Origin of the sequence: Streptomyces sp. Z423-1, assembly GCF_013009255.1 — a bacterium.
Classification (GTDB): domain Bacteria; phylum Actinomycetota; class Actinomycetes; order Streptomycetales; family Streptomycetaceae; genus Streptomyces; species Streptomyces gossypiisoli.
The window spans coordinates 8,488,757-8,502,002 of record NZ_CP053109.1 but is presented as its reverse complement, the minus strand read 5'-3'; the positions used below and the strand labels follow the sequence as shown (position 1 = coordinate 8,502,002).

The 13,246-nt window shown below is 72.8% G+C and carries 11 protein-coding genes; 2 read left to right on the top strand and 9 right to left on the bottom strand.

What is annotated here, in order from left to right:
- Nucleotides 1-167: 167 nt before the first annotated feature.
- The 6 genes from HJD23_RS38765 to HJD23_RS38735 form a co-directional block, all read right to left on the bottom strand.
- On the bottom strand, nucleotides 168-659 hold the full coding sequence (locus HJD23_RS38765; protein WP_171107694.1) for a sortase: 492 nt from the start codon (nucleotides 657-659) through the stop codon (nucleotides 168-170).
- 294 nt (nucleotides 660-953) lie between these two features.
- Nucleotides 954-1,679, bottom strand: a complete 726-nt coding sequence (locus HJD23_RS38760; protein WP_171107692.1) for an SDR family NAD(P)-dependent oxidoreductase — start codon at nucleotides 1,677-1,679, stop codon at nucleotides 954-956.
- 254 nt (nucleotides 1,680-1,933) lie between these two features.
- Nucleotides 1,934-3,631, bottom strand: a complete 1,698-nt coding sequence (locus HJD23_RS38755) for an amidohydrolase (protein ID WP_171107690.1) — start codon at nucleotides 3,629-3,631, stop codon at nucleotides 1,934-1,936.
- A 64-nt stretch (nucleotides 3,632-3,695) separates the two neighbouring features.
- Nucleotides 3,696-4,676: an ABC transporter permease gene (locus HJD23_RS38750; protein WP_171107689.1), complete on the bottom strand. Its 981-nt coding sequence runs from the start codon at nucleotides 4,674-4,676 to the stop codon at nucleotides 3,696-3,698.
- Nucleotides 4,673-6,538, bottom strand: coding sequence for a sugar ABC transporter ATP-binding protein (locus HJD23_RS44430; RefSeq protein ID WP_240980914.1), 1,866 nt, complete (start codon nucleotides 6,536-6,538; stop codon nucleotides 4,673-4,675). Before HJD23_RS44430 ends, HJD23_RS38750 begins: the two co-directional genes overlap by 4 nt.
- The gene (locus tag HJD23_RS38735; RefSeq protein WP_171107687.1) at nucleotides 6,535-7,557 is read right to left on the bottom strand and encodes a sugar ABC transporter substrate-binding protein; all 1,023 of its coding nucleotides are present in this window, start codon (nucleotides 7,555-7,557) and stop codon (nucleotides 6,535-6,537) included. Before HJD23_RS38735 ends, HJD23_RS44430 begins: the two co-directional genes overlap by 4 nt.
- A 228-nt stretch (nucleotides 7,558-7,785) precedes the next feature.
- Between HJD23_RS38735 and HJD23_RS38730 the strand changes: the two genes are divergently transcribed.
- Nucleotides 7,786-8,817: a LuxR C-terminal-related transcriptional regulator gene (locus tag HJD23_RS38730; RefSeq protein WP_171107685.1), complete on the top strand. Its 1,032-nt coding sequence runs from the start codon at nucleotides 7,786-7,788 to the stop codon at nucleotides 8,815-8,817.
- A gap of 74 nt (nucleotides 8,818-8,891) precedes the next feature.
- Here the strand turns inward: HJD23_RS38730 and HJD23_RS38725 are convergent, their stop codons facing one another.
- Entirely contained in the window at nucleotides 8,892-9,833 is a 942-nt protein-coding gene (locus HJD23_RS38725) for a TIGR03619 family F420-dependent LLM class oxidoreductase (protein WP_171107683.1), read from the bottom strand.
- A 108-nt stretch (nucleotides 9,834-9,941) separates the two neighbouring features.
- Here HJD23_RS38725 and HJD23_RS38720 point away from each other — a divergent pair, with 108 nt between their 5' ends.
- Nucleotides 9,942-10,514, top strand: a complete 573-nt coding sequence (locus tag HJD23_RS38720; protein WP_171107681.1) for a MarR family transcriptional regulator — start codon at nucleotides 9,942-9,944, stop codon at nucleotides 10,512-10,514.
- 470 nt (nucleotides 10,515-10,984) lie between these two features.
- Here the strand turns inward: HJD23_RS38720 and HJD23_RS38715 are convergent, their stop codons facing one another.
- Nucleotides 10,985-11,692 (bottom strand): gamma-glutamyl-gamma-aminobutyrate hydrolase family protein, encoded by a 708-nt coding sequence (locus HJD23_RS38715; protein WP_171111355.1) that lies wholly within the window; start codon nucleotides 11,690-11,692, stop codon nucleotides 10,985-10,987.
- Nucleotides 11,677-13,167, bottom strand: a complete 1,491-nt coding sequence (locus tag HJD23_RS38710) for an aldehyde dehydrogenase (RefSeq protein WP_171107679.1) — start codon at nucleotides 13,165-13,167, stop codon at nucleotides 11,677-11,679. The genes HJD23_RS38715 and HJD23_RS38710 overlap by 16 nt, the downstream gene beginning before the upstream one ends.
- Nucleotides 13,168-13,246 lie beyond the last annotated feature (79 nt).

The following is a 13,246-nucleotide window of genomic DNA, read 5'->3' as shown; positions in this document are numbered from 1 at the left end:
TGAGGTGTCTGGGTGCCATCGTGGTTGAGCCTTTGCTTCACGGCAGGTGCGTTGTAGCGGGTGGTGTGGTCCTCGCAATGGGCAGGCCTCGCGGCCACCGGATCGATTCAGTTTCGAGGGCCGGTTACAGGCCGAAGTGGACGGAGCCGGCCGGCAGAGTCGGACGGTCAGGGCCGGTTGACGTTCGGGCGGCGGCACATCCAGACCACACCCCCGGCGGCGGCCGTGACGAGCAGCCCACCGCCCAGGGCGAGCCCCGTACCTGTGTCCTCGGCCAGTCCGAAGCCGGCGGTGACTGAGCCCCTCGGAGGGCGGCCGGTGACCTGGTACGTTTCCGTGACCTTGGTCAGTGGCGGACATTTCAGGGTGACTGTGTCGCTGCCCGGCCTGGTTGCTTCCGGGATCTGGAACTGGCCGGTGAGCACGCCCTCCTGGTCACCTTCGAAGAGGTGGAACTCTCCTCCCACCCTCGACCAGCCCTTGCCGTAGTCCGCGTCGGGGTCGCAGGCCCTCGTACTGACCGTGACCGTGGAACCCGGGTAGGCATTCCACGGGTCGATACGCACATCCGAGTCATCACTGGCGGCAGCGGCCGGGATTTGCAGTCCGAGGGCACCGAGAGCCAGGCCGATGCCTGCACCCATGTGTCGGTAACGCATGCGAATCCTCCTAGGAGCAGCGTCCGGCCCGTCTACGCGGAACTCTGTGTTCCGCTCACGAGGAAACCGACAGTCCGTCAGTTCGGCAACCTGACGATCGTCAAAATGTGTCCCCCAGTCAGGTGCCGCGGCCTTGCCTCTTGATCGTTTACGCAGGTCACCGATGCGGAGATCATTAATACAATCACCCACCACCCAGTCCCCATAGCGGTGAGATTCGACCAGGCTGTCTTTCACCCCCTACGGACGGGTATGCAGACGAGGGGCCCGGACCGTGTCCGGACTTCGGACCCCTCAAGATCCGCACCATCCGCCGCAGACCCAGCCTCCGTTCCCCCAAGTTTGCCCGCCGGGCGCCCTTCTCGGCGGTAAGTCAGCGTGTGGGCGGTCTGGTCCTCCAGGCCCGGTACGCAGATCGTCTCGCCCAGGCGCAGGCCGGCGAGGCCGGCTCGGGCCGCGCCTTCCGCGGTCATGGCGGAGGGGATGTTCTTTCCGTATCCGCCGCTCGTGGGTGAGAGTGCGGGTGAAGGCGACGGTGGCGGCCTCGGCGGCGTTGTGGAGGGTGCGGGGCGGCATGTGCGGGTTGCTCTGCCCGGCGCTGAAGGCCAGCAGTGAGGCGACCGTGACGATGGCTCCTTCCCCTGCGGTGAGCATGCCGGGCAGGGCGGCGCGCGCGAGTTGGATGGACGCCACGCCGTTGAGTGTGAGCAGGCGGTCGATCTGCTCCGGGACGACGTCGGCGAGGGGAGCGTAGCCGCCGTTTCCCGCGTTGCTGATCAGCAGCCGGACATCGCCGGCGGCGATGCGCTTGGCCACCGTGGCGAGGCCGTCGTGGTTCCCGAGGTCCGCGGGCAGGACCTCCACGGCGGCGCCGGCCGCCCGGAGTTCGTCCGCGAGCTCGGAAAGGTGGTCGGCCCTGCGGGCCACCAGGACGAAGTCGCAGTCGGCGGCGAGGAGGCGGGCGTGGGCGGCGCCTCTTCCGGAGGAAGCGCCGGTGATGAGAGCGGTGACGAGCGCCACCCGCTTCGGCGCGCCCGGCCGGCGTCGTGCCGCGGAGGGCCGAAGAGGACGGCCACCGGGTCGCGGTCATCCGGAGTCCGCATCACGCGCGCTTGCGGACCGGATGTCGGGGTAGGGCCGGTCAGGCGGTCGCGGGTTCGAGGGTGACCTGGCGGCCGAGGACTTGGAGCCGGCGGACGAGGTCGCGGGTCTTGCGGGCGGGGTTGAGGTGACGCTGGTGCCAGTCGGCTCCGAGTTCCTCGTGACCATATGCCTCACCGTTCGAAGACCACGCGTCCGTCGAACACGGTGAGATCCACCCGCACCTCGGTGATGTGGTGCGGGTCGAGGTCCAGCAGGGGGCGGTCCAGGACGCACAGGTCGGCGGTCTTGCCCGGTTCGATCGTGCCCTTCCAGTCGTCGGCAAAGTCCTGCCAGGCCGGGGTGGCCGTGTAGGCGCGCAGCGCGTCGGCGAGCGGCACGCACTGGTCGGGCCCGCTGGGCCGGCCGCTGGCCTTGGACTCGCGGAGCATCATCGAGGCCACGCCCTGCCGCCAGTCCGGCTCGGTGATCGGCGCGTCGGAGCTGGCGCAGACCCGCACGCCCGCGTCGAGCGCGGTACGCACCGGCCACTGGTAGGCGGAGCGTTCGGGGCCCACGACCTCATCCATCAGGTCGGAGATGGTCCACTTGATCGCGGGGTTCATGTTGACGCCGTAGCCGTGCACGGCCAGCTTCGCCAGGCTGCCCTGGCTGATGAAGTCGCCGTGGATGACGTAGTGCCGGGCGTCGGGGCGGGGTGCGGCCTCGTGCGCGGCGACGAAGGCGTCCACCACCGTGTCGATGGCCCGGTCGCCGGTGACGTGCACCCCGAGTTGGAAGCCTGCCTCGTGCGCGACGCGGATCATCTCACGCAGTTCGTCCGCCTGGAGCGCGGGGGTGTCGCCGTGCACACACAGCGCTCCGTGGCCGCCCTCCGGATACGGCTCGCTCATCCAGGCGGTCCGGTTGGGCGGCACCCCGTCGCCGAAGATCTTGACGCCGATGGCGCGCAGGAGCCGAGGGTCGGCGGACTCGGGGCGGCGCAGTTCGGCCAGGCCCTTGCGTACGTCGTCGGCGGAGCCGCCCATCGGGGCCGGGAGCAGCAGCACGCTGACCCGGGCCTCAAGGGCGCGCTCGGCGGCGAGTTCGGCGTACGCGGTCCAGTTGTCGGTGCTGAGGCCACCGAAGAGGGTGCCGGTGCCGCCGGGGCCGAGACCGGGTTCGGTGTAGCTGGTGATGCCGCGGGAGTGGAGTTCGCCGATGACGCCCTGGATGGCCCGGCGGCGCTCGGCGATCGTCGGGGAAGGGAGCGCGGCCTGGACGAGCCGCTGGGCGGCCTCGCGCAGGATGCCGGTGGGCTCGCCGTCGGCGTCGAGGTCGATGACCCCGCCGGGCGGGGGTGCGGTGTGTGCGTCGATGCCGCAGTGGCGCAGGGCCGCGGTGTTGGCCCACACCATGTGCGAGGAGAAGTCGGTCAGGCAGACCGGGTGGTCCGGCGCCACCGCGTCCAGATCCCGGCGATGCGGGAAGCGGCGGGGGTCGTCACGGCATTCGGCAAGGTAGCCGGGGTCCCAGCCCAGACCGGTGATCCAGGCGCCGGGCCGTGCCTCCCGCGCCGCGCGGCCCACGGTGTCGGCGATGTCGGCGATCGAACGCACCGCCGGGTGGCCGACGTCGATCGCGAAGGGCGGTTTCGTCATGCCGTACGCGGCCCCGTGCAGATGCGAGTCGTTGATGCCGGGCAGGACGGTCCGGCCGCCCAGCTCGACGACCCGGGTGCCGGGTCCGGCCAGGGCGCGCATCTCCGCGTCGGTGCCGACGGCGACGATGTCACCGCCGCGCACGGCCACGCCTTCGGCGACGGTGAAGTCGCGGTCGACGGTGAGGACCTGACCGCCGGTCAGGACGAGGGTGGGAGGGGTGTCGCTCACGGGGACCTCTCTCATCACAAGGGGCCTGTCTACAAGAGGCCTCTCTCAGCAGGGGAAGGTGGGGTCAGCGCGCCGCGCGGGGCGCGAAGTACGCCAGTGCCGCGCCGGCGACCAGGGCGGTGCCCTGGGCCATCTGCTGCCAGAACGTGGGCACGTTCAGCAGCGTCAGTCCGTTCTGCAGGCCGCCGAGGAAGAGCACGCCGAGCAGGACGCCGAGGATCGAACCGGAGCCGCCCGTCAGCGCGACCCCGCCGACGAGCACGGCGGTCAGCACGGTCAGTTCGAAACCGGCGCCCGAGGTCCCGGCGACCACGCTGTCCAGCACCGACGCCTTGATCGCCCCGGCCAGGGCGGCGGCCACCCCGGTGACCACGAACAGCGTGAACGGCGTACGGCGGACGCTGATGCCGGAGAGGTGGGCGGCCTCCCGGTTGACGCCGATGGCGAAGACGTGCCGGCCGGCCGGGGTGAGCGCCAGGAACAGCGCGCCGGCGGCCAGCACGAGTGCCGCGATGACGACCGGGGCGGCGATCCCGGCGATCCGCGACCCGCCGAGCCACGCGAACCCGGAGCCGAACCCGCTCAGTGGCAGCGGGAACAGCTGCTGTGCGAGTCCTCGTACGGCGGTCAGCATGCCGAGGGTGACGATGAACGCCGACAGGCCGAAGTAGCAGCACAGGACGCCGTTCACCGCACCCACCGCCGCCCCCGCGGCCAGCGCCCCCAGCACGGCGACGACCGGAGACTGGCCATGGCCCGCCAGCCAGCCCGCGACCAGCCCGCCCAGGGCCAGCGTGGAGCCGACCGACAGGTCCAGGTAGCCGCTGATGACGAGCAGCGCCAGCGGTACGGCGACGATGGCCAGGGTGGCGGCGTCGGTGGCGATGCCGCGCAGGTTGGCCGGGGCGAGGAAGCTGCCCGTGGACAGCTGGAAGGCCAGCACCATCGCGGCCAGTACGGCGATGAGCGGATGGCGGCGTACGGCGGTCAGGCCGCCCGTGACCAGCACGCGCGGTCTCGTGAGGGCGGGGTCGGCGGTGGTCATGCTGCTCCTTCGGCGGGCATGGTGTCATGAACGGCGGACAGCAGGGCCTGTTCGGTGAGGCCGGCACCGGAGAGCTCGCCGACGACCTGGCCCCCGGCGACGATCAGGCAGCGGTCGGCGAGCGCGACGATCTCCTCCGGGTCGCTGGAGGCGAACAGCACGGCCGTGCCCCGCTCGGCGGCGAGGGAGGAAACCACCCGGTAGATCTCCTGGCGGGCCCCGACGTCGACGCCCTGCGTCGGCTCGTCCAGCAGCAGCACGTCGACGTGCCGGGCCTCGTTGATCCACCGGCCGAGGACGAGCTTCTGCTGGTTGCCGCCGGAGAACGCGCCCGCCGGCAACCCGGGCCGGGCGGGCCGCAGCCCGACCGCCGTGGCCACCGCGTCGAACACCCGCCGCTCGGCGCCCAGTGCCCGCACCCCGTACCGGGCCAGCGGCCGGACGGACGGCAGCAGCGCGTTGTCCTGCGCGGACAGCGACGGGAACAGGGCCTGTGCGCGCCGGTCGGCCGGCACGAGTGCGATCCCGGCGGCGAGCGCCTCGGCGGGCCGCGCCGGGGTTACGGTGCGGTCGCCGACCCGGACGGTTCCGGCGGAGGCACGGCGTCTGCCGTACAGGGTCTCCAGGATGCGCGAACGACCGGAGCCGATGAGGCCGTAGAGACCGACGCGTTCGCCTTCGGCGACGGTGAGGCCGACGGGCCCGAAGCTGGGGCCGCGCAGGCCGTGGACGGTGAGGCGGGGCGGGGCTGGAGGGCGCTCGCGCGCGGGCGGATGGTCTGCCGCGTCGGCCGTCGGTCCGTCGCCGCCGGGCGGAGCCGGAGGAGCCTTGCGCCCCGACGGACGGCCCACCACCTCAGCACTCGGCCCCTCCCCGCCGGGCGGAGCCGGAGGACGCTCGCGCCCCGGCCGACGATCCGCTGCCTCGACCTCCGATCCCTCCCCACCAGGCGCATCCGAAGAACACTCGCGCCCCGACGGACGACCTGCCGCCTCAGCACACGGCCCCTCCCCGCCGGGCGGAGCCGGAGGACGTTCCCGCTCCGGCGGGCGGCCCGCTGCCTCGGCCGTCGGCCCCTCACCACCGGCCGGTGCAGGGCCAGGTCCGAGGTCAGGTGCGCGCTGCGGCGTACTCCCAGTCGGCCCGCCCGCGATCGCCTCCACCAGCTCGCGGCGGGTCCGGCCCGCCATCGGCGCGTGGTGGGCGACCCGCCCGTCCCGTAGGACGGTGACCTCGTCCGCGAGGCGTTCCACCTCCGACAGCAGGTGGGTGACGTAGACGATGGCGAGTCCCTGGGCGCGCAGGTCCTCGACCCGTTCGGCCAGGGCGTCGGCCTCCGTCCCGGACAGGGCGGCGGTGGGCTCGTCGAGGACCAGCACGGAGGCGCTGCGGCTGAGGGCTTTCGCGATCTCCACCAACTGCCGCTGTCCCATGGGAAGTTCGCCCACCCGGTCGCGTGGCGAGCACTTGGCCGCCACCCGTTCCAGCAGCCCGGCGGCGACCTCCTCCTGTGCGCGCCGGTCGATCCGGCCGTACCGGGTCCACTCCTGGCCGAGGAAGATGTTCTCCGCCACGGTCAGCGCGTCGACCACGCTCAGGGTCTGGAAGATGATCGCCACGCCCGCCGCGATCGACTCACGCGGGCTGAGGCGGGTGTACGACGCGCCGCCCACCTCGATCGTGCCCGCGTCCGGCGGGTAGGCGCCGCCCAGGCACTTGATGAGGGTGGACTTGCCGGCGCCGTTGTGCCCGAGCAGGGCGTGGACCTGCCCCATCGGCACGGTCAGGTCCACGCCGTCCAGGGCCCGGACCCCGCCGAAGGACTTGGTCAGCCCCCGGATGCTGAGGCCCGGCGCCGTCATGAGGCGCCCGGGTCGTTCTGGGCGAGCAGGTCGTCGATACGTGCGGTGTCGGCGCGCTGGACGAGCGCGATCGGCACCTGGGCACTGGCGTCGGCCTTGCCCGCCGCGACCGCGCGGGGCACGTCGACGATGGCCGCCGCGATGTCCTCGGGCGCGAGGGCGGCGGAGGCCCGGTAGAAGGTGCCCTGCTTGATGGCGAGGAGGGAGGGTGCCGAGCCGTCCTGGCCGCCGACGAAGGTCTTGCCGTCGTCCTTGGCACGGCCCGCCTGCTGCAAGGCCTTGAATCCGCCGTAGGCGGCGGCGTCCGTGACGCCGAGGACGATGTTGAGGTCGGGGTGCTTGGCGAGGATCGCCTTGGCCTTCGACAGGCCGGTGTCGGGGTCGATGGCCTGCTCCTGGGCCACCACGTCGACGCCGGGTGCCAGCTTGGTGAAGGCGTCGATCATGCCCTTGGTGCGCTCGCGGCCCAGCTCGATGGTGCTGTCGGTGAGGAAGGCGACCTTGCCCTTCCCGCCGAGCTGCTCCTCGGCCCACCGCGCCGCCGCCTCGCCGAGCAGCGTGCCGCCCTCGCGGAAGCTGAACTGGATGTCGGCGCTCTGGTGCTGCAGCGAGCCGCCGTAGGTGACCCAGATCAGGCCGGCGTCCAGTGCCGCCTTGGCGATGGGCTCCGCGGCCTCGAAGACCATCGGGAACGACACGATCGCCGGGACCTTGCGCGCGACCCAGGTGTTGAGGTTGCTGGCCTGGGTGTCGGCGTTGGCGTTGTCGCTCGTGGTCAGCAGGGAGATGCCGTGCTGCTTGGCCCGGGTGGTGGAGAGCTTCACCAGGGTGGAGTAGAGCGGGAGTTGGGTGAAGGGGTAGTCCAGGCCGATCCGCGTCAGGCGGGTGCCGCCGGAGACCGAGGGCTTGGCCGAGGCGGCCGTGTTCTGCGGTGCCGAGCATCCGGCGGCCGCCAGCGCGGTGGCGGCGGAGAGGGCGAGGAACCCTCTGCGTGAGGAGGCGTACGGAGGTGGGGTCATGGCGGGACTCTCCCGAGGGGCGGCCCGCAGAGGCGGGCGTCCGGCTGTGCCGAACAGGAAAGACCCGTGGGGCCCGCCGCACCATCCGTACAAATACCGACTGCGAACGACGCCCACCGGAACGCGGGTCCCTCGCGTAACAAGAGGGTGAACACCTTGTCCGACGCGGACCGGGCCCGTATCGTTAGGCCCCAAACGACATCGTCGCCCGAGCCGCTCGGAGGCTCGATGCTCAGCCATCACCAGATCGCGGCGGCCACCCGCATCGGCATGCTCACCCGCGAGCGCGACACCGCGTCCGCCTGCGGTGAGGCGCTGCGCGAACTGGCCCGTGCCCTGCCGCTCGACGCGGCCACCCTGCTCACGATCGACCCGCTGACCGGCTCCCACGTCCAGGTCGCGGGCATCGGCTACCCCGCCGAGGTCTCGCAGGCGCTGGCCGGCGAGTTCGTCGCGACACCGTGGTACCGCAACGTCGTACGGCGGGAGCTGCCGCCGTCCATCTCGCAGGACGCCGAGGACGCCGAAGACGCCGGGCCACGCTTCCGCAACGGCTGGTTCTACGCCGAGCGGGTCCGCCCGGCCGGGTTCCGCGACGGTGTGACGGGGGCGCTGCGGCATCGCGGCCGACTCGTCGGCCTCGTCCACCTCTCGACCGAGAGCGCGAACGCGTACGACACCGACGCCCGCCGACTGCTGGCATCCGTGATGCCCGCCCTCGCCGCGCTCGCCGATCCGGTGGCGTACGCCGGTGATCTGCACGGTTTGCCGGAGGAGGGCGCGGCGAGTCTGGTGGCCGCCGCCGGCCGCGTGGTCGACCTGCCCGGGCGGGAGCGTCCCCAAGTACTACGGGAGGGCGGGGGGCTCCGCCCCCTGCTCGACGCCTTCACCGACACCGGCGGGCGGCGGCTGCGGCTGCTGTGGCCCGCCGGGGGCGCCTGGCGGCGCGTCGTACTGCACCGGCACGAGGCGGGTCCCGGCCTCGCGTCGGACGCCGTGCTGGTGCACGAGACGCCCACGGAGCTGCCGTACGGACTCAGCCCCCGGGAGCTGGAGGTGCTCACCCGGGCGGCCACGGGACAGACCAACCAGGCCATCGCGCAGGCGCTGTTCCTGTCCCCGCGGACCGTGCACAGCCACGTCGAGCACCTGTTGCGCAAGACCGGCTGCGCCTCCCGTGCCGAGGCCACCGCCCTGGCCGTGCGCGACGGACTGCTGCGCCCGGGCCCGGATCACCTGGCGCGTTTCGTCGAGCGGTGAGCCGGGCCCCTGGGTGTCAGGAGGTTCCGTGGACGTCGGGATGTTCCCCTGGACGTCAGGAAGTTCCCCGGACGTCAGGAGGTCAGTGCCGTCACCCGCCGCATGACCTCGCGGCAGAAGGCCCCGACCCCGTTCGGGTCGTCGATGAACTGGTTGGGCTTGACGCAGAACGTGGTGAAGCCCTGCTCCAGTTGCTCGGGGACGGAGGCCAGGGCCGCGCCGAGGTCCGCCGGTGCGTGGTCGTCGGGGAAGACGGCCTGGGTGCCGCCGATCATCTCCAGGTCGGCGATGTCCCGTCCGGCCGCGGTCATCGCGTCCTTGAGCGCTTGAAGGTCCTCGGGCGTGGGCCGGCCGAGCGGGTGGAAGCCGTGGCCGTACGCGACCAGCCGGCGCAGGACGGGGCCGTGCAGGCGTTGCCCCCCGAACCACAGCCGGGGACCCTCCGGGCGGTGGGCCTTGGGCTCGAAGTAGACGTCCTGGAAGGGGTAGTGCTCGCCGTCGTGGGAGATCGGGGACGGGCCCCAGGCCTTCGCCCAGACCTCCAGGTGCTCGTCGAGGAGTCGCCCGCGCCGCGCGAACGGCACGCCCAGGGCCTCGTACTCGTCCTTGCTCCAGCTGACCGTGGGCTGCACCACCAGGCGGCCCTCGCTGAGCAGGTCAAGGGTGCCCAGTTCGCGGGCGAGCAGCAGGGGGTGGCGCAGCGGGGCGAGGACGGCCGCGGCGGCGAGGCGCAACCGGGAGGTGACGGAGGCGATGGCGGCGAGCAGGAGCAGCGAGTTCGGCCAGGGGGTGTACGGGTCCTGGTTGCCCGGGAGGGCGTAGTCGCGGGGGTTGCCCATGACGCCGGCGGCGGACGCGTCGGGGCCGAGGACGATGTGCTCGCTGACCATGACGGCGTCGAAGCCCGCGTCCTCGGCCTCACGGGCCCAGCGGACGGCGGCGGGCAGGTCGGCCCGGCCGCCGGTGAGCGTCCAGTTCTCGCTGAGGACGAGGAGCATGCGGGGAGGGGTGGGCATGTCGGGTTTCCCTTTCGTCTCCGTACAATTTGAACCCGAACGGTCGGGTGGCGAGGAGGAGCCAGCCGCCTGTCTGTGACGCGTCGCCACCGGACGAAGGAGCCGCCCGTGCCCAGCCAACGATCCATCACCGAAGCCGAGAAGCTCGCCGCGGCGAAGCTCGGCGGCGTTCCGATCCGCCGGGACCAGATGGCGGCCGTGGCGAACATCTACCGCGCCGCGTCCGCCGTGCGGCAGCACCTGGAGAACTCCGTGCTGCGCGGTTCCGACCTCACCTGGACGGCCTTCGTCGTGCTGTGGGTGGTGTGGGTGTGGGGCGAGTCCGAGACCCGGCACGTGGCCGAGGAGGCAGGGATCTCCAAGGGCACGCTGACAGGTGTGGCCCGCACGCTGGAGTCCCGGGGGCTGCTGCGGCGGGCCGGCCATCCGACCGACGGACGGCTGGTGCTGCTGAGCCTCACCGAGGAGGGCGAGGAGTTCATGCAGCGCGTCTTTCCGGCGTTCAACGAGGAGGAGGCGTTCGTCACCGCCCGCCTCAGCGACGCGGAGTGCCGCAGCCTCGCGGAATCGCTGCGCAATGTCGTGCTCCAGGTCGAGGAGCACGGCGAGGAGCGCCGCCAGACGCTGCTGGACGGCACCGAGCCCGCACCCCGGCGCAGCGGGCGCCGGCCCCGGGCCTGACGCGACGTCGGCCCCAGGCCGGCCCCCGCTCCGGCTCCGCGCCTGACCCGGCTCCGGTCTCGCGCCTGACCCGGCTGGGGCCCGCGAGCAAACCGGCATCGGCACCGCACTTGAACCGCCGTGGCAGCACGCCCGAACCCCCTTCGACCCAACGCCCGACCCCCGAAGCCCACACCCGAACCGGCATCGGCACCGCACCTGAACCGCCGTGGCACCACGCACGAACCCCCTTCGACCCACGCCCGCCCCCCCGAAGCCCACGCACGAACCCCCTTCGGCCCAACACCCGCTCCCCGAAGCCCACACCCGAACCGGCATCGGCACCGCACCTGAACCGCCGTGGCACCACGCACGAACCCCCTTCGACCCACGCCCGAACCGCCATGGCCCACACTCGAACCGCCATCGCCTCCGCGACTGGATCGGCAGGGGCTCCGTGTCCGGCCCGCTTCCGGCGGCCCCGATCGGTCTCACTCCCCGGCCGCCGCCCGCACCAGCGCATCGAACAGCCCCTGCTGGGCCGGGTCCTCGTGTGCGGTGTCCTCCGGGTGCCACTGGACAGCCGCGAACCAGCCTCGGCTGCCGGGGAGTTCCAGCGCCTCGGCGGTGCCGTCCGCCGCGCGGGCGGTGATGCGCAGGCCCGTGCCGAGGCGGTCGACGCGCTGGTGGTGGTAGCAGGACGCGTCGGTCTTCTCGGCGCCCGTGGCGCGGGCGACGACCGAGTCCGGCGCCAGGGTGACGGGGTGGACGAGGTGCCGGTGCTCGCGCTCGGGCCCGCCCATGTCCTGCTCCAGGGTGCCGCCGAGGGCGACGTTGACGACCTGGAGGCCGCGGCAGACCGCCAGCAGGGGCAGGCCCAGGTCCAGTGCCCGGCGGGCCACTTCGAGGTCGAAGGCGTCCTGGAGGTCGTCCACGTCGTAGACGGTGTCGTGGGTGTCGGTGGCGCCGTAGCGGTGCGGGGCGAGGTCGCCGCCGCCGGGGAGCAGGACGCCGTCGAAGCGGCGGAGTCTGGCGGCGACCTCCGCGGCGTCCGGGTGGATGCTGACGGGTTCGCCGCCGGCCCGCCAGACGGCCTCGATCAGGGCACGGGCGTTGACCTCGGCGGCGTACCGGAGCGCGGAGGTGGTGGCGGAGAAGCGGGCCGGGACGGCGATCAGTGGTCTCACAGCTGGATCCAGGTGGTCTTGAGCTCGGTGTACTTCTCCAGGGCGTGCACGGACTTGTCACGGCCGTTGCCCGACTGCTTCATGCCGCCGAAGGGCACGGTCAGGTCGCCCTCCTCGTAGCAGTTGACCCAGACCGTCCCGGCCTTGAGGGCGCGCGAGACCCGGTGCGCGGTGGAGAGGTCGGAGGTCCACAGGCCGGCGGCGAGGCCGTACTCGGTGGCGTTGGCCAGGCGGATCGCCTCGTCGAGGTCGTCGAAGGCCATGACGGACAGGACGGGGCCGAAGATCTCCTCCCGGGCCAGTCGTGAGCCGGGGTCGACGTCGTCGAAGACGGTGGGCTCCAGGTACGTGCCGCCCGTCTCGGCGAGTACGCGGCGGCCACCGGCGCGCAGGCGTGCGTCCTCCCCCACCCCGTCGCGGATGTGGCCGAGTACGCGGTCCAGGTGCCCCGGACCGACCAGCGCGCCCATCTCCGTGGCCGGGTCGAGGGGGTCGCCGACCCTCAGCTCCCGCGCCCGCCGGACCACGGCGTCGGTGACCTGCTCGGCGACCGACGCGTGCACGAGCAGCCGGGAGGGGGCGGTGCACATCTCGCCCTGGTTGAAGAAGATGCCCCAGGCGGCGGTGGCGGCGGCCTTGTCCAGGTCGGGGGCGTCGGGCAGGACGATGTTCGGTGACTTGCCGCCCAGCTCCAGCCAGACGCGCTTGAGGTTGGAGTCGGCGGCGTAGCGCAGGAAGTGACGGCCCACGGCCGTGGAGCCGGTGAACGCCAGGACGTCGACGCCGGGGTGGAGACCGAGGGCCCGGCCTGCCGTCGGTCCGTCGCCGCCCACGACGTTCAGGGCACCCGGCGGCAGTCCGGCCTCGGTCGCGAGGCGGCCCAGCAGCAGGGCGGAGAGCGGGGAGTTCTCCGACGGCTTGAGCACCACCGTGCAGCCTGCGGCCAGTGCGGGCGCCACCTTCCACGAGGCCAGCGTCAGCGGGAAGTTCCAGGGCACGACGGCGCCGACGACGCCGGCGGGCTCCCGGGTGACCAGGGCGAGCGCGTCGGGTGCGGTGTGCGGCGACTCGTCCGTCAGCTTGTCGGCCAGCTGGCCGTACCAGCGGAAGGTGGTGATGGCGGCACGCAGTTCGATGCCGTACGCGTCCGTGATCGGTTTGCCCATCTCCAGGCTCACGGTCAGGGCCAGTTCCTCGCGCCGCTCTTCGAGGAGGTCGGCGAGGCGCAGCAGGACACGGCCGCGCTCGGCGGGCGCCAGGCGCGGCCACGGCCCGCTGTCGAAGGCCCGCCGGGCGGCGGCGACGGCCGCGTCCACCTCGGCGGGTCCGGCGTCGGCGACCTCGGCGAGGATCCGGCCGTCCCGCGGGGACACGACCGCGAAGGTGCCTCCGCCTCCTGCCTCGTCGGCGCCGTCGATGTGGTGGGCGCCGGAGAACTCCAGCGCCTTGGCACGGCGCAGCCACTCGTCGTGGGTGACAGCCGGCATACGGATCCTCCCCGAGGTAGTTTGAGCACAAACGATATGGATACGACTGTCCCCCGGCCGCGGTCGTCGCGTCACCCGT

What these genes read in the sequence shown, in the direction of transcription:
- HJD23_RS38765 (WP_171107694.1), bottom strand. Translation starts at nt 659, where the DNA reads ATGCGTTACCGACACATGGGTGCAGGCATCGGCCTGGCTCTCGGTGCC.
- HJD23_RS38750 (WP_171107689.1), bottom strand. Translation starts at nt 4,676, where the DNA reads ATGACCACCGCCGACCCCGCCCTCACGAGACCGCGCGTGCTGGTCACG.
- HJD23_RS44430 (WP_240980914.1), bottom strand. Translation starts at nt 6,538, where the DNA reads ATGACGGCGCCGGGCCTCAGCATCCGGGGGCTGACCAAGTCCTTCGGC.
- HJD23_RS38735 (WP_171107687.1), bottom strand. Translation starts at nt 7,557, where the DNA reads ATGACCCCACCTCCGTACGCCTCCTCACGCAGAGGGTTCCTCGCCCTC.
- HJD23_RS38730 (WP_171107685.1), top strand. Translation starts at nt 7,786, where the DNA reads ATGCTCAGCCATCACCAGATCGCGGCGGCCACCCGCATCGGCATGCTC.
- HJD23_RS38725 (WP_171107683.1), bottom strand. Translation starts at nt 9,833, where the DNA reads ATGCCCACCCCTCCCCGCATGCTCCTCGTCCTCAGCGAGAACTGGACG.
- HJD23_RS38710 (WP_171107679.1), bottom strand. Translation starts at nt 13,167, where the DNA reads ATGCCGGCTGTCACCCACGACGAGTGGCTGCGCCGTGCCAAGGCGCTG.